This is a genomic window from Isoptericola sp. NPDC057653 (assembly GCF_042799955.1).
Lineage (GTDB): Bacteria > Actinomycetota > Actinomycetes > Actinomycetales > Cellulomonadaceae > Isoptericola.
On record NZ_JBHVHP010000002.1, the window covers coordinates 191,019 to 206,136 of the forward strand.

General features: G+C 72.2%; 10 protein-coding genes. 6 read left to right on the forward strand and 4 right to left on the reverse strand.

The genetic code is table 11. The features are described from left to right. Window positions 1-11: 11 nt before the first annotated feature. Window positions 12-833, reverse strand: a complete 822-nt coding sequence (locus tag ACFU9A_RS12100) for a class I SAM-dependent methyltransferase (protein ID WP_430575530.1) — start codon at window positions 831-833, stop codon at window positions 12-14. Window positions 834-1,065: 232 nt separating this feature from the next. On the opposite strand from ACFU9A_RS12100, the gene rpsA reads away from it, so the two are divergent. Further along, window positions 1,066-2,556: a 30S ribosomal protein S1 gene (gene rpsA, locus ACFU9A_RS12105; protein WP_430575531.1), complete on the forward strand. Its 1,491-nt coding sequence runs from the start codon at window positions 1,066-1,068 to the stop codon at window positions 2,554-2,556. Between the two features lie 198 nt (window positions 2,557-2,754). Here the strand turns inward: rpsA and ACFU9A_RS12110 are convergent, their stop codons facing one another. Next, entirely contained in the window at window positions 2,755-4,638 is a 1,884-nt protein-coding gene (locus ACFU9A_RS12110) for an ABC transporter ATP-binding protein (RefSeq protein ID WP_430575532.1), read from the reverse strand. A 79-nt stretch (window positions 4,639-4,717) separates the two neighbouring features. Here ACFU9A_RS12110 and coaE point away from each other — a divergent pair, with 79 nt between their 5' ends. Next, the gene (coaE, locus tag ACFU9A_RS12115; protein WP_430575533.1) at window positions 4,718-5,350 is read left to right on the forward strand and encodes a dephospho-CoA kinase; all 633 of its coding nucleotides are present in this window, start codon (window positions 4,718-4,720) and stop codon (window positions 5,348-5,350) included. Window positions 5,351-5,409: 59 nt separating this feature from the next. On the opposite strand, the gene ACFU9A_RS12120 is transcribed toward coaE, so the two are convergent. Beyond that, the gene (locus ACFU9A_RS12120; protein WP_430575534.1) at window positions 5,410-6,864 is read right to left on the reverse strand and encodes a choice-of-anchor A family protein; all 1,455 of its coding nucleotides are present in this window, start codon (window positions 6,862-6,864) and stop codon (window positions 5,410-5,412) included. A 223-nt stretch (window positions 6,865-7,087) separates the two neighbouring features. Between ACFU9A_RS12120 and uvrB the strand changes: the two genes are divergently transcribed. The 3 genes from uvrB (at window position 7,088) to ACFU9A_RS12135 (ending at window position 11,580) form a co-directional block, all read left to right on the forward strand. Beyond that, window positions 7,088-9,202, forward strand: a complete 2,115-nt coding sequence (gene uvrB / locus ACFU9A_RS12125; protein ID WP_430575535.1) for an excinuclease ABC subunit UvrB — start codon at window positions 7,088-7,090, stop codon at window positions 9,200-9,202. Window positions 9,203-9,466: 264 nt separating this feature from the next. Next, window positions 9,467-10,486 (forward strand): TerC family protein, encoded by a 1,020-nt coding sequence (locus ACFU9A_RS12130; RefSeq protein ID WP_430575536.1) that lies wholly within the window; start codon window positions 9,467-9,469, stop codon window positions 10,484-10,486. Then, window positions 10,483-11,580, forward strand: a complete 1,098-nt coding sequence (locus tag ACFU9A_RS12135; protein ID WP_430575537.1) for a TerC family protein — start codon at window positions 10,483-10,485, stop codon at window positions 11,578-11,580. Before ACFU9A_RS12130 ends, ACFU9A_RS12135 begins: the two co-directional genes overlap by 4 nt. Before the next feature lie 62 nt (window positions 11,581-11,642). Here ACFU9A_RS12135 and ACFU9A_RS12140 read toward each other — a convergent pair whose 3' ends face one another. Beyond that, complete coding sequence (locus ACFU9A_RS12140) at window positions 11,643-11,939, reverse strand: YciI family protein (RefSeq protein ID WP_430575538.1); 297 nt, start codon at window positions 11,937-11,939, stop codon at window positions 11,643-11,645. Window positions 11,940-12,080: 141 nt separating this feature from the next. Here ACFU9A_RS12140 and uvrA point away from each other — a divergent pair, with 141 nt between their 5' ends. After that, window positions 12,081-15,110: an excinuclease ABC subunit UvrA gene (uvrA, locus tag ACFU9A_RS12145; RefSeq protein ID WP_430575539.1), complete on the forward strand. Its 3,030-nt coding sequence runs from the start codon at window positions 12,081-12,083 to the stop codon at window positions 15,108-15,110. Window positions 15,111-15,118: the final 8 nt, after the last annotated feature.

Here is a 15,118-nt window from a genome sequence, read left to right on the forward strand (position 1 = left end):
GACGGGGCCGGTCAGTCCTTGGTGGTGACGAACACCGCGGTGCCCGGCAGGACGGCGCCGCGCTCGGGGCTCCAGCCGCCCCAGGTCGCGGTGTTCCACGTCGGCCACTCGGGCTCGACGACGTCGCGGAGCCGCAGCCCGGCGGCGGCGACGTCGCGCACGTGGTCGCCGACGGTGCGGTGGTACTCCGCGTACCGGACCTCGCCGCGGTCGTCGGCCTCCACGTAGGGGCGCCGGTCGAAGTACGACCGGTCCGCGGTGAGTCCGCGGGTCGTGGGGTCGTCGGGGAACGCCCAGCGCACGGGGTGGGTCACGGAGAACACCCACCGGCCGCCGGGGCGGAGCACGCGCGCGGCCTCGGCGTGGACCCGGCGGGCGTCGGCCACGAAGGGGATCGCCCCGTAGGACGTGAAGACCACGTCCGCGCTGCCGGCGGCGAACGGCAGACGGCGGGCGTCGGCCTGGACGAGCGGGACGGCCAGGCCGGTGGCGTCGTTGAGGCGCGCGGCGCCGGCGAGCATCCGGGCCGACACGTCGGTGGCGACCACGCGGGCCCCCCGGGTCGCGAGCCACCGGGCGCAGTGCGCCGCGCCGGCACCCACCTCGACGACGCGGGCGCCCGACACGTCGCCGAGCAGCCCCGCCTCGGCCTCGGTCAGTCCCTCGGGGCCCCAGCGGAAGCCCGCGTCGCCCAGGAAGTCGCCGTGCTCGGCGAGGTACTCGGCGGCGTTCTCGTCCCACCATCCGCGCGAGGCCGCGTTGCCGGCGTCGTCCGGGACGTCCTGGTAACCCGCGTGCGAGATCGGGCCCGGCGCGGGAGGATGGTGGCTCACCCGGTCATCGTGGCACGGGCTCCGGACGGGCGGTCGGCGGTCACGTCGGCGGCGCGGCCGGCGCGTTGACCCATCGCAGCGCCGTCGATAAGATGTTCGGCGGTGCAGTGCGCCCGAGGACGTCTTGACCTTCGGATCGCAGACGTGCGGATCGCTTGTCGCGTCGCCTCCCGGTGCACGTACCACAGACCCTGTCCGCACTACGTCCTGTCCGCATCGGAGCATCTACTCAATGACCATCTCCACCACGAAGTCCGCCCCCCAGGTTGCCGTCAACGACATCGGCACCGAGGAAGACTTCCTTGCCGCCGTCGACGCCACCATCAAGTACTTCAACGATGGTGACATCGTGGAAGGCACGATCGTCAAGGTCGACCGCGACGAGGTCCTCCTCGACATCGGTTACAAGACGGAGGGCGTGATCCCGTCCCGGGAGCTCTCCATCAAGCACGACGTCGACCCGGGCGAGGTTGTCGCCGTGGGCGACGCCGTCGAGGCTCTCGTCCTCCAGAAGGAGGACAAGGAGGGTCGCCTGATCCTGTCCAAGAAGCGCGCCCAGTACGAGCGCGCCTGGGGCACGATCGAGAAGATCAAGGAGGAGGACGGCGTCGTCACCGGCACCGTCATCGAGGTCGTCAAGGGTGGCCTCATCCTCGACATCGGTCTCCGTGGCTTCCTCCCCGCCTCCCTCGTGGAGATGCGTCGTGTCCGCGACCTCGCGCCGTACGTCGGCAAGGAGATCGAGGCCAAGATCATCGAGCTCGACAAGAACCGCAACAACGTGGTCCTGTCGCGCCGTGCCTGGCTCGAGCAGACGCAGTCCGAGGTTCGCTCCACCTTCCTGCAGACCCTGCAGAAGGGCCAGGTGCGCCCCGGTGTCGTCTCCTCGATCGTCAACTTCGGTGCGTTCGTGGACCTCGGCGGCGTCGACGGTCTGGTGCACGTCTCGGAGCTGTCCTGGAAGCACATCGACCACCCGTCCGAGGTCGTCGAGGTGGGCCAGGAGGTCACCGTCGAGGTTCTCGACGTCGACTTCGACCGCGAGCGTGTCTCCCTGTCGCTGAAGGCGACGCAGGAGGACCCGTGGCAGACCTTCGCCCGCACGCACGCCATCGGCCAGGTCGTGCCCGGCAAGGTCACCAAGCTGGTGCCGTTCGGTGCGTTCGTCCGCGTGGAGGACGGCATCGAGGGTCTCGTGCACATCTCGGAGCTGGCCGTGCGCCACGTCGAGCTGCCCGAGCAGGTCGTCAGCGTGGGTGCCGAGGTGTTCGTCAAGGTCATCGACATCGACCTCGAGCGTCGCCGCATCTCGCTCTCGCTCAAGCAGGCCAACGAGGGCATGGACCCGGAGTCCGAGGACTTCGACCCCGCGCTCTACGGCATGGCTGCCGAGTACGACGAGAACGGCGAGTACAAGTACCCCGAGGGCTTCGACCCGGAGACCAACGAGTGGCTCGAGGGCTTCGAGACGCAGCGCGAGGCCTGGGAGGCGGAGTACGCCAAGGCGCACGCCCGCTGGGAGTCGCACCGCGAGCAGGTCCGTGCGGCCATCACGGCCGACGCGGACGCGGCCGTGAACGACGCGGTCCCCGGCAGCAGCTCGTCGAGCAGCAGCTCCTCGTCGTCCTCCTACTCGTCGGCCCCGCCGGCGCAGGAGGCCGCGGGCACGCTCGCCTCGGACGAGGCGCTCGCCGCGCTTCGCGAGAAGCTCACCGGCAACTGATCCGGCCGGGTCGGCAACGACCCACCGGACGCCCACGGCGGCCCGTCACCCCTCGGGGTGGCGGGCCGCCGTCGTGCGTGCGGGGGAGTGCGGTGGCGCCGGCCGCGGACGACCGGTCGCGGGATGAGGCGTGGGGCTCCGCTGCGCCCGACGGCGCAGGGGCCGCCGGTCCGCGCGCGGCCCGGGCTCCGCGCCTGCCTAGTCGGTCGGGGACGGCTCGGCGTCGGCGAACTGGGTGGCGTAGAGCTCGGCGTACAGGCCGCCGGCGGCCAGGAGCTCGGGGTGGGTGCCGACCTCGACGACGCGGCCCTCGGCCAGCACGACGATGGCGTCCGCGGCGCGGACGGTCGAGAGCCGGTGGGCGATGACCAGGGAGGTCCGGTCCGCCAGAGCCTGGTCGAGGGCCGCCTGCACGGCGGCCTCGGACTCGGAGTCGAGGTGCGCCGTGGCCTCGTCGAGCACGACGACGTCAGGCGCCCTGAGCAGGAGCCGGGCGATGGCGAGGCGCTGGCGCTCCCCGCCGGAGAGGCGGTAGCCGCGGTCGCCCACGACCGTGTCGACCCCCTCCGGGAGCCGGGCGACGAGGTCCCAGATGCGCGCCTGCCGCAGGGCTCGCTCGAGGTCCTCGTCGGAGGCGTCGGGGCGGGCGAAGCGCAGGTTGGCCGCGACGGTGTCGTGGAAGAGGTGCGCCTCCTGGGACACCACGCCGACGGTGCCGCGCAGCGAGGCGGCCGTGACGTCGCGCAGGTCCGTCCCGGCGATCCGCACCGCCCCCGAGGTCGGGTCGTACATGCGCGACACGAGCTGGGAGATGGTGGTCTTGCCGGCGCCCGACGGCCCGACGAGCGCGACCATGGCGCCCGCGGGCACGGTGAAGGAGACGTCGTGCAGGGTGTCGCCGGTGGGGTCCGAGCTCAGCGTCGCGACGGACTCGAGCGAGGCGAGCGAGACCTCGTCGGCGGTCGGGTAGCGGAAGGTGACCCGGTCCAGCTCGACGGAGGCGCCGCGGCGCGCCACGGCCTCGCGGAGGTCGACGGCGCCCGGCTTCTCGGCGATGGCGGGCTCGAGGTCGAGCACCTCGAGCACCCGCTCGAAGCTCACCAGAGCCGTCATGACGTCCACCTGGACGTTCGACATCGCGGAGAGCGGGCCGTACAGGCGCCCGAGGTAGGCGGTGAGTGCCACGACGGTGCCCACGGTGAGCTCGCCGGCGATCGCCTGCAGCCCGCCCAGCCCGTAGACCAGGGCGATGGCGACGGAGGCCAGCGTCGTGAGGCCCACGCGGAACCAGGTGCCGAGCAGCGCCGTGCGTACGCCGAGGTCGCGCAGGTGGCCCACCTGGGCCGCGTAGCGCTCGCTCTCGAGGTCGGGGTCGCCGAAGACCTTGACGAGGTGCGCGCCCGCGACGTTGAAGCGCTCGTTCATCATCTGGCCCGCGTCCGCGTTGAGGTCGTAGCCGGTGCGCGCGAGCGTGGCGAGCCGGCGGCCGAACCAGCGCGCGGGGAGCACGAACGCGGGCAGCAGGACGAGGGACACCAGGGTGAGCCGCCAGGACATGGCGAACATGGCGGCGAGGGTGAACGCGATCGTCAGGCCGTTGGACACCACGGTCTGCAGGGTGGAGGTGAACGCCTGCTGCGCGCCGAGGACGTCGCCGTTGAGGCGCTGCACGAGGGCGCCGGTGCGCGCCCGCGCGAAGAACGCGAGCGGCATCCGCTGCACGTGGTCGAAGACGGCGGTGCGCAGGTCGAGGATGAGTCCCTCGCCGACCCGCGACGAGAGCCACCGCTCGGCCACGGCCAGCGCCGCGGACGCCAGCGCGATGGCGACGGCCGCCGCCGCCATCGAGACGACCAGCGCGCGGTCGCCGTGCGCGATGCCGTCGTCGATGAGGCGCCGGAACAGCAGCGGGGTCACGGCGCCGGCCCCGGCGCTGAGCACCAGGAGCGCGACGAAGCCGCTGAGCTGGGCCCGGTACGGCCGGGAGAAGGCGAGGATCCGCCGGAGGGTCGAGCCCGTCAGCCGCCGGTCCTTGACCGACGAGTCCTTCAGGTACGAGCGCATCATGCCGCCGCCCGCCATGCCACCTCCCCCTCGCGCCGCGGCCTGGTGCCGTGGGCGCTCATGGCGGGAAGCCTACGCCGGGGGCAGGATGGTCCCCATGCTTCGCATCGGCCTCACGGGCGGCATCGCCGCAGGCAAGTCCGTCGTCGCTCGCCGCCTCGCCGAGCTGGGCGCCGTCGTGATCGACCACGACGTCCTCGCGCGCGAGGTGGTGGCCCCGGGCACGGTGGGGCTGGAGGAGGTGGTGGCGGCCTTCGGGGACGGGGTGCTCGCCGACGACGGCTCGCTGGACCGGCCGGCGCTCGGTCGGCTCGTGTTCGACGACGCGGCGGCCCGGGAACGCCTCGAGGGCATCCTGCACCCCGAGATCCGGCGGATCGCCGCCGAGCGGGAGGCGCTGGCCGGTGCGGCCGACGACCGGGCGGTCGTCGTGCACGACATCCCGCTCCTGGTCGAGACGGGGCAGGCGGACCACTTCCACCTGCTCGTCGTGGTGCACGCCCCGGCCGAGCAGCGGGTCCGCCGCCTCGTCGAGGGGCGCGGGCTCGACGAGGCGGCGGCGCGCGCCCGGGTCGCGGCCCAGGCGACGGACGAGGAGCGGACCGCGGTCGCCGACGTCACGCTCGACGGGGCGGGCACCGAGGGCCGGCTGCGCGAGCAGGTCGACGCGCTGTGGCAGCGGCTGTGCGCCGAGGTCGACGAGGAGTCCGCCGCCGCGGCCGAGGCCTGACGCGCGACGGCGCCCGGAGCGCGGACACGGTCGCTCCGGGCCTGCCGCCGGGCGCCGGCTCAGGCCCCGGCGTCGGCCCCCGCCCGGCGGCGTCGCAGGGCCACGAGCAGCGCGCCCGCCCCGAGGAGCGCCGCGCCGAGCGCCGCCGTCATGACGACCGCCGCGCCGGTCCGGGGCAGCTCCGCCACCTCGTCCGGTCGTCCGGCGACCGGGGCGGGGGCGTCCGTGCTCGCCAGGACATCCGCCGCGACGTCGGCGTCGGGGGTGCCGGCGTCGCCGCCCCCGTCCACGATCGTGCCGGACGGCGTGCCGGCCGACGGCGTCGGGGCGGGAGTGGTGGCCTCCGCCGACGGGGTGGGGCCGGGCGCCGGCTCCGTCGGGGTCGGCGTCGGGGTGGTGCCCTCCTCCTCGCCCTCGTCGGTGGTCGTCTCCCCGGGAGGGGTGGTGGTGCCCTCGCCCGGGACCGTGTCGCACTCGCCGGCCCACGGGTAGTTGTGGTGCTCGAGCCCGCTCCCTCCCGTCCCGAGGTCGAGGTCGCCGCCCACCCACAGGCGCCCGTTGGTGTGGGCGCCCTGACGGACGTCGGCGCGCGGCGCGAGGATCGAGCCGACGAGCTGGCTGCCCCCGGCGAGCTCGAGCGTCGAGGCCTGACCGAAGTTCCACACGATCCGCGGCGCCCAGGCGCCGAGCGCCGCGCCGTCGTCGATCCGGTCGCCGACGGTCCCGGCGGCCGCGTGGACCGTGTCGAGGCGCGCGTCGACGCCGCGCACGTTCACGACCACGCCGGCGTCGCCCACGTGGGTGAGCACGAGCGTGTCGAGGCCCGCGGCCTCGGCGGTCGTGATCGAGAAGACCTGCGGGTCGGAGACGTCGTCCCCGACGAGCGTCGGGTACGGCCCGGAGGTGTCGAGTCGCCCGGTGGGCGCGAGGTCGGTGAGTGCGGCCGAGACCGCGTCGAGGTCCGCCCCCGCGCGCGCGGCGATCGCGGCGGCGTCGGGGGAGCGCTCCACGCTCGCCCCGCCGTTGAGCTCGATCTCGCCGCTGGTGGCCCCGCCGGTGCGCACGTCACCGCCGCCGGGCACGCCGTGGTTGACGTCCAGCCGGGAGCCCGGGGCCACGGTGACGTCGCCCACCGAGACGAGGACGTCGCCCGGGGTGGGCACGACGCCCGAGCCGACGCCGACGCGGCCGAGGTTCAGCAGGCCGGCGTCGACCGTCGTGCTGCCCGCCACGACCAGCCGGCCCTCGCTCTCCGCCGCGGCCTGGTGGGCCACGTAGTCGCCGCCGACGTACACCGCGACGCCCGAGTCGGTGGAGGTGAGGCCGCCCTGGGGCCCGGGGAGGAGCCCGAGCGAGCAGACAGGGTTGCCCGACCCGGCCGTGGCGACCGTCGCGGGGAGTGCTGTCGCGCTCCCCGCGACCGTCCCGGCGGCGACGACGGCCGCCCCCAGGCCCAGCGCGAGCGGGCGGAGCAGGAGCCGGGAACGGGCAGGGCGAGGGGCGGTGGCGCGCATGGGTCTCCAGGGTGAGGGCGGCCCGTCGCACGGTCTTCGGGCCAGGGCCGGACGGTCGGTCCCGCGCCCGGGCCGAAAGGGGGTCCGCCCGGGCGCGGGCTCGCCGCCACCCTAGGGTTTGCGTGGATACCTGACAAAACCGATGTCGGATATTTCACCCGCCCGTCCGGAGCGGCGGAGTCCGAGCAGGCCGCCTGTCGGAGGGTCGCCGTACGGTGGTGGCATGCGACCCGTGACCGACCTGCAGCGTGCGGTGGCCCCTTTCGAGGTGGTGTCCGAGTACCAGCCGTCCGGTGACCAGCCCACGGCGATCGCGGACCTGACCGCGCGCGTGCAGGCGGGGGAGAAGGACGTCGTGCTGCTCGGTGCCACCGGTACCGGCAAGAGCGCGACGACGGCTTGGCTCATCGAGAAGCTGCAGCGGCCCACCCTCGTGATGGCGCCGAACAAGACCCTCGCCGCGCAGCTCGCCACGGAGTTCCGGGAGCTGCTGCCGAACAACGCCGTCGAGTACTTCGTCTCGTACTACGACTACTACCAGCCCGAGGCGTACATCGCGCAGACGGACACCTACATCGAGAAGGACTCCTCGATCAACGACGAGGTCGAGCGCCTCCGGCACTCCGCGACGTCGTCGCTGCTGACCCGTCGCGACGTCGTCGTGGTCGCGTCCGTGTCCTGCATCTACGGCCTCGGCACACCGCAGGAGTACGTCGACCGGATGGTGCGGCTCGACGTCGGCGACCTCGTCGACCGCGACGACATGCTGCGACGCTTCGTGCAGATGCAGTACACGCGCAACGACACGGCCTTCACGCGCGGCACCTTCCGGGTCCGGGGCGACACGGTCGAGATCATCCCGGTGTACGAGGAGCTCGCCGTGCGCATCGAGATGTTCGGCGACGAGATCGAGTCGATCCAGACGCTCCACCCGCTGACGGGCGAGGTGATCCGGTCGGAGCAGAGCGTGTACCTCTTCCCGGCCACGCACTACGTCGCGGGGCCGGAGCGCATGGAGCGCGCGATCGGGGGGATCGAGACCGAGCTCGCCGACCGCCTCGCCGAGCTCGAGCGGCAGAACAAGCTGCTGGAGGCGCAGCGCCTGCGCATGCGCACCACGTACGACATCGAGATGATGCGCCAGATCGGCACCTGCAGCGGCATCGAGAACTACTCGCGGCACATCGACGGTCGCGAGCAGGGGTCGCCGCCGAACACGCTGCTCGACTACTTCCCCGAGGACTTCCTGCTCGTCATCGACGAGTCGCACCAGACGGTGCCGCAGATCGGCGCCATGTTCGAGGGCGACATGTCCCGCAAGCGGTCGCTCGTCGAGCACGGGTTCCGCCTGCCGAGCGCGATGGACAACCGGCCGCTGCGCTGGGAGGAGTTCGTCGAGCGGATCGGCCAGACGGTCTACCTGTCCGCGACGCCCGGTGACTACGAGCTGTCGATGTCGGACGGCGTCGTCGAGCAGGTCATCCGCCCGACCGGGCTGGTCGACCCCGAGGTCATCGTCAAGCCGACCACGGGCCAGATCGACGACCTGCTGCACGAGATCCGCGAGCGCGTCGACAAGGACGAGCGCGTGCTCGTCACCACCCTCACCAAGAAGATGGCCGAGGACCTCACGGACTACTTCCTCGAGAAGGACGTGCGGGTGCGCTACCTGCACTCGGAGGTGGACACGCTGCGGCGCGTCGAGCTGCTCCGCGAGCTGCGGCTGGGGGAGTACGACGTGCTGGTCGGAATCAACCTGCTGCGCGAGGGCCTCGACCTGCCCGAGGTGTCGCTCGTCGCGATCCTCGACGCGGACAAGGAGGGCTTCCTGCGGTCGGAGCGGTCGCTCATCCAGACGATCGGGCGCGCGGCCCGGAACGTCACCGGCCAGGTGCACATGTACGCGGACAAGATCACGCCCGCCATGCGGTACGCGCTGGACGAGACCGACCGCCGCCGCGCCAAGCAGGTCGCGTACAACACCGAGCGCGGCATCGACCCGCAGCCGCTGCGCAAGAAGATCGCCGACGTCACCGACATGCTGGCCCGCGAGGACATCGACACCCAGGAGCTGCTCTCCGGCGGGTACCGGAAGGCGCCGGCCTCGGGCCAGGGGCGGGGCCGCGCGCCCGTCCCGGGGTCGCCGAAGGAGGGCGCGACGACGGGCAACCGCCTCGCCGGCGCGGCCGCGGGCGAGCTCGCGGAGCTGATCCAGGAGCTGAGCGACCAGATGCACGCCGCCGCGGCGGAGCTGCAGTTCGAGGTCGCCGCCCGGCTGCGCGACGAGATCGGCGGCCTGAAGAAGGAGCTCCGGCAGATGCAGGCGGCCACGGCCTGAGGCGAGGTCGTCACGTCGGGGCGGCGCCGGAGGGCCTCGGACCTGCGTCGTCGCGTCGGATTCGCCCCCTGACGTGCGCGGATTCGTCGCCCGGGGTGTCATGTAGGGTATGCGGGTTGGAGGGGAGTACCCCGCCCACGATGAGGTCGTCATCACGTCCGGCACCGACGCCGGTCCGGCCTCTTCGGCCCGGACGCACGGCGCGCAGCCCGTCCGGGTGGGGAAGACCTCCGGTGCTCAGTGCTACGTACCGGAGGTTTGTCCATGAACGTGCCCTTGTGGGTCTGGATCGTCACCGTCGTCGTCATCCTGGCGATGCTCGCCGTCGACTACGTCGGCCACGTGCGCACCCCGCACGCCCCGACGCTCCGCGAGTCCGCCACGTGGTCCCTCGCCTACGTCGCGGTCGCCCTGGTGTTCGGCGTCGTCGTCTGGATCGTGTGGGGCGGCGAGTACGGCGGGGAGTACTTCGCCGGCTACATCACGGAGAAGTCGCTCAGCGTCGACAACCTGTTCGTCTTCGTCCTCATCATGACGAGCTTCCGGGTGCCCCGGGAGTACCAGCAGCGCGTGCTGCTCATCGGCATCACGATCGCCCTGGTGCTGCGCACGATCTTCATCGCCGCGGGTGCCGCGATCATCGCGAACTTCGCCTGGGTCTTCTACGTCTTCGGCGCGTTCCTCATCTGGACCGCGATCGTCCAGGCCCGCTCGGGCACGGGGCACGACGAGGAGTGGAACGAGAACGGCGTCCTGCGCCTGACGCGGCGACTGTTCCCGACGACGGAGACCTACGTCGGCGACAAGATGATCGCGAAGATCGACGGCAAGCGGTTCATCACGCCGATGCTCATCGTCATGGTCGCGATCGGCAGCGCCGACCTGCTGTTCGCCGTGGACTCCATCCCCGCGATCTTCGGCCTCACGCAGGAGACGTACCTCGTCTTCGCGGCCAACGCCTTCTCGCTGCTCGGCCTGCGACAGCTCTACTTCCTCGTCGACGGCCTGCTCGACCGGCTCGTCTACCTCAACTACGGTCTGGCGGCGATCCTCGGCTTCATCGGCGTCAAGCTGGTGATCCATGCCCTGCACACCAACGAGGTGCCGTTCGTCAACGGCGGGCAGCACGTGGAGGCGATCCCCGAGATCCCGACCACGGTCTCCCTCGGCTTCATCGTGGTGGTGCTCGCCGTCACGACGATCGCCTCCCTCGCGCGCGACCGGCGGGACAGGCAGGTCCGAGCGGCCGCCGAGCCGGCTTCCACCCCTGAAGGAGATGCATGACCCACGAGCTGCCGTTCTGGTTCGAGGCGGCGTCGCTCGCAGCACTGATCCTGCTGCTGGCCGTCGACCTCGCGATCGTGGGCCGCCGACCCCACGTCCCGTCGATGAAGGAGAGCGGCCTGTGGGTCGCCTTCTACGTGGGCCTGGCGCTGGTGTTCGGGCTGGTCATGCTCGCGGTCGGGGGCGCGGCGCCGGCGGGCGAGTTCTACGCCGGCTGGCTCACCGAGTACTCGCTGAGCGTCGACAACCTGTTCGTCTTCGTCATCATCATGTCGCGGTTCGCCGTGCCCAAGCAGCACCAGCAGATGGTGCTCATGGTCGGCATCATCATCGCGCTCGTGCTGCGGGGGGCGTTCATCCTGGCGGGCGCGGCCATCCTCGAGCAGTTCGTGTGGGTGTTCTACCTGTTCGGGGCGTTCCTCATCTACACCGCGATCAAGCTGGTCGCGGGTGACGACGAGGACGAGTACAAGGAGAACGTCGCGATCCGCATGCTGCGGCGCGTGCTGCCGCTGAGCGAGAAGTACGACGGGGCGAAGGTGCGCACCGTCGTCGACGGCAAGAAGCTCTTCACGCCGATGCTCGTGGTCTTCGTCGCGATCGGCTCGACGGACCTGCTGTTCGCGCTCGACTCGATCCCGGCGATCTTCGGCCTGACGAAGGACCCGTTCATCGTCTTCACCGCGAACATCTTCGCGCTCATGGGCCTGCGGCAGCTGTACTTCCTGCTGGGCGGTCTCCTGGAGCGGCTGGTGTACCTGCCGATCGCGCTCGCGGTCATCCTCGGGTTCATCGGCGTCAAGCTCATCCTCGAGGCGCTGCACACCAACACGCTGCCGTTCCTCAACGGCGGCGAGCCGGTCGAGTGGGCGCCGGAGATCCCGATCTGGCTGTCGCTCGTGATCATCCTCGGGTCGATCGCGATCGCGACCGTCGCGAGCCTCGCGAAGACGCACCGCACCGCCGTGGTGGCGGCAGAGGCCACGACGGGCGCGCCGGAGGGCGCGACGGCGACCGACGTGGCGGGTGGAGGCACCGCTCCGGAGGGGACGGCCGAGACGACCCCGTCCGGTCCGGAGGCGCCCGGCCGCTGACGGCGGCCGCGCACACGACGAGGGCCCCGGGCGACACGTCGTCCGGGGCCCTCGTCGTCGGGTCAGGCGGCGAAGCCGCCGATCACCGGCACGAACTCTCGTGCCGCACGGTGGGCGACCAGGCCCTCGCGACGCATCGGGTCGGCCCCGAGCAGCTCGAGGGCGGCCGTGGTGTCGTCGGCCTCGACGACGAGGAGGGCGCCCCCGGGCTCGCCGTCGGGGGTGGCGGGCAGCGGGCCGGACACGTGCAGCGCGCCGGTCTCGTGCAGACCGCGCAGGAACTCCCGGTGCTCGGGCCGGACCTCGGCGAGGCGGTCGGGGTCGGTGACGTAGACGTAGGTGACGGCGAAGACGGGCATGGCCGTATCCAAGCACCCGCCGGTCGGGGGAGCGGCCCGCGTCCAGGGGCCCGGCCCCGGTGTCGCGGTGTGACCGGATCGACGCCCCCGTTCGCATAGAACGCCTGTACGAATGTCGGCGCGCCGACGTAGGATGCCCGGGTGAGCAACCGCCTCGTCATCTCCGGCGCCCGCGAGCACAATCTGCGCAACGTCGAGCTCGACCTCCCGCGTGACGAGCTCATCGTCTTCACCGGTCTGTCGGGCTCCGGCAAGTCCTCCCTGGCGTTCGACACGATCTTCGCCGAGGGGCAGCGCCGCTACGTGGAGTCCCTCTCCGCCTACGCGCGCCAGTTCCTCGGGCAGATGGACAAGCCCGACGTCGACTTCATCGAGGGCCTGTCGCCCGCGGTGTCGATCGACCAGAAGTCGACCAACCGCAACCCGCGGTCCACGGTCGGCACGATCACGGAGGTCTACGACTACCTCCGCCTGCTGTTCGCGCGCGCGGGCACGCAGCACTGCCCCGTGTGCGGCGAGCCGGTGCGCTCGCAGACGCCGCAGCAGATCGTCGACAAGCTGCTGGAGCTGCCCGAGGGCACCCGCTACCAGGTCCTGGCCCCGGTCGTCCGTGGGCGCAAGGGCGAGTACGCCGACCTGTTCGCCGAGCTGCAGACGCAGGGCTTCGCCCGCGCGCGGGTCGACGGCGAGGTGGTGCAGCTGACGAGCCCGCCGGCGCTGGAGAAGAAGCTCAAGCACGACATCGAGGTCGTGGTCGACCGCCTCGTCTCCCGCGACGGGGTGCAGCGGCGGCTGACGGACTCGGTGGAGACGGCCCTGCGCCTCGCCGGCGGGCTCGTCATGGTGGAGCTCGTCGACGCCGACATCGACGACCTCGACCGCGTCCGCAAGTTCTCCGAGAAGCGGGCGTGCCCCAACGACCACCCGCTGGCGCTGGACGAGATCGAGCCCCGCACCTTCTCGTTCAACGCCCCGTACGGCGCGTGCCCGGAGTGCACCGGCATCGGCTTCCGGCTCGAGGTCGACCCCGACCTCGTCGTGCCCGACGAGGAGAGGACGCTGCGCGAGGGCGCCGTCGTGCCCTGGGCGCTGACGTCGTCGGAGTACTTCGAGCGTGTCCTGACGGCGCTGGCCGAGGAGATGAGCTTCTCGATGGACGTGCCGTGGCGTGCGCTGCCGCAGCGTGCCCGCGACGCGATCCTCTTCGGGCGCAACCACCAGGTGCACGTGCGCTACAAGAACCGGTGGGGCCGCGAGCGGCAGTACTCCACGGGCTTCGAGGGCGCGGTGACCTTCCTGGAGCGGCGGCACCGGGAGACCGAGTCCGACTGGTCCAAGGAGAAGTACGAGGCCTACATGCGCGAGGTCCCGTGCCCGGTGTGCTCGGGCGCGCGGCTCAAGCCCGAGGTCCTCGCCGTCACCGTCGGCGGCAAGTCGATCTGGGACGTCTGCCGGCTGCCGATCGACGAGGCCAAGCGGTTCCTCGACGGCCTGGAGCTGGGGCAGCGCGAGCGCGCGATCGCGACCGAGGTCCTCAAGGAGATCCACGCCCGGCTCGGCTTCCTCGTCGACGTCGGCCTGCACTACCTGTCCCTCGAGCGCCCGGCCGGCACCCTGTCGGGCGGCGAGGCCCAGCGCATCCGGCTGGCCACGCAGATCGGCTCCGGTCTCGTCGGCGTGCTCTACGTGCTCGACGAGCCGTCCATCGGCCTGCACCAGCGGGACAACCGCCGTCTGATCGAGACCCTCACGCGCCTGCGCGACCTCGGCAACACGCTGATCGTCGTCGAGCACGACGAGGACACCATCCGGGCCGCGGACTGGATCGTCGACGTCGGCCCCGGCGCCGGCGAGCACGGCGGGCGCGTCGTGCACTCCGGGGACTACGCCGGGCTGCTCGAGGCCGAGGGCTCGATGACGGGCGCCTACCTGTCCGGCCGGCGCTCGATCGCGCTGCCGGCGGAGCGTCGTGCGACGGACCCCCGCCGCAAGGTGACGGTCGTCGGCGCGCGCGAGAACAACCTGCGCGGCATCGACGTGTCGTTCCCGCTGGGCGTGCTCACCGCGGTGACGGGCGTCTCCGGCTCGGGGAAGTCCACCCTGGTGAACTCGATCCTGCACACCGTGCTCGCGAACGAGCTCAACGGGGCACGCCAGGTGGCCGGCCGGCACACCCGGGTCACCGGCGTGGACCAGCTCGACAAGGTGGTGCACGTCGACCAGGGGCCGATCGGGCGCACGCCGCGGTCCAACCCGGCCACCTACACGGGGGTGTGGGACCGGATCCGCAAGATCTTCGCGGAGACGGAGGAGGCGAAGGTCCGCGGGTACGGGCCGGGCCGCTTCTCGTTCAACGTCAAGGGCGGGCGCTGCGAGGCGTGCAACGGCGACGGCACGCTGAAGATCGAGATGAACTTCCTGCCGGACGTCTACGTGCCGTGCGAGGTCTGCCACGGGGCGCGGTACAACCGCGAGACCCTCGAGGTGCACTTCAAGGGCAAGACCGTCGCGGACGTCCTGGACATGCCGATCGAGGAGGCCGCGGAGTTCTTCGCCGCGTTCCCGGCGATCTCGCGCTACCTCACCACGCTGGTGGAGGTCGGCCTCGGCTACGTGCGGCTCGGGCAGCCCGCCCCGACCCTGTCCGGTGGCGAGGCGCAGCGCGTCAAGCTCGCGAGCGAGCTGCAGAAGCGGTCCACGGGCCGCACCATCTACGTGCTGGACGAGCCGACGACGGGCCTGCACTTCGAGGACATCCGCAAGCTGCTGGGCGTGCTGCAGTCGCTGGTCGAGAAGGGCAACACCGTCCTGGTGATCGAGCACAACCTCGACGTCATCAAGAGTGCCGACTGGATCGTCGACATGGGCCCCGAGGGCGGCTCCGGCGGCGGCACGGTCGTCGCGGAGGGCACCCCGGAGGAGGTAGCCCGGGTCGAGGCGAGCCACACCGGCACGTTCCTCGCGCGCATCCTCGACGAGCACCCGGCCGTGCCCGTGGCCGGCCGGACGTCGACGCGCAGCGCCGCCGCCACCTCGGCGTCCTCGGCACCCCGGACCCGCAGCTCCGCGAAGGGTGCGGGCACGGCCAAGGGCAAGGGCACCACGAAGGCGAAGGAGCCCGGGAAGGGCAAGGGCACGACGAAGGGGTCCGGAGGGCGCAGCGCGGCGTGACGCCCTAG

Coding starts and splice junctions, on each gene's coding strand:
- uvrB (WP_430575535.1), top strand. CDS start 7,088: ATGCGACCCGTGACCGACCTGCAGCGTGCGGTGGCCCCTTTCGAGGTG.
- ACFU9A_RS12130 (WP_430575536.1), top strand. CDS start 9,467: ATGAACGTGCCCTTGTGGGTCTGGATCGTCACCGTCGTCGTCATCCTG.
- ACFU9A_RS12110 (WP_430575532.1), bottom strand. CDS start 4,638: ATGGCGGGCGGCGGCATGATGCGCTCGTACCTGAAGGACTCGTCGGTC.
- rpsA (WP_430575531.1), top strand. CDS start 1,066: ATGACCATCTCCACCACGAAGTCCGCCCCCCAGGTTGCCGTCAACGAC.
- ACFU9A_RS12120 (WP_430575534.1), bottom strand. CDS start 6,864: ATGCGCGCCACCGCCCCTCGCCCTGCCCGTTCCCGGCTCCTGCTCCGC.
- ACFU9A_RS12140 (WP_430575538.1), bottom strand. CDS start 11,939: ATGCCCGTCTTCGCCGTCACCTACGTCTACGTCACCGACCCCGACCGC.
- coaE (WP_430575533.1), top strand. CDS start 4,718: ATGCTTCGCATCGGCCTCACGGGCGGCATCGCCGCAGGCAAGTCCGTC.
- ACFU9A_RS12135 (WP_430575537.1), top strand. CDS start 10,483: ATGACCCACGAGCTGCCGTTCTGGTTCGAGGCGGCGTCGCTCGCAGCA.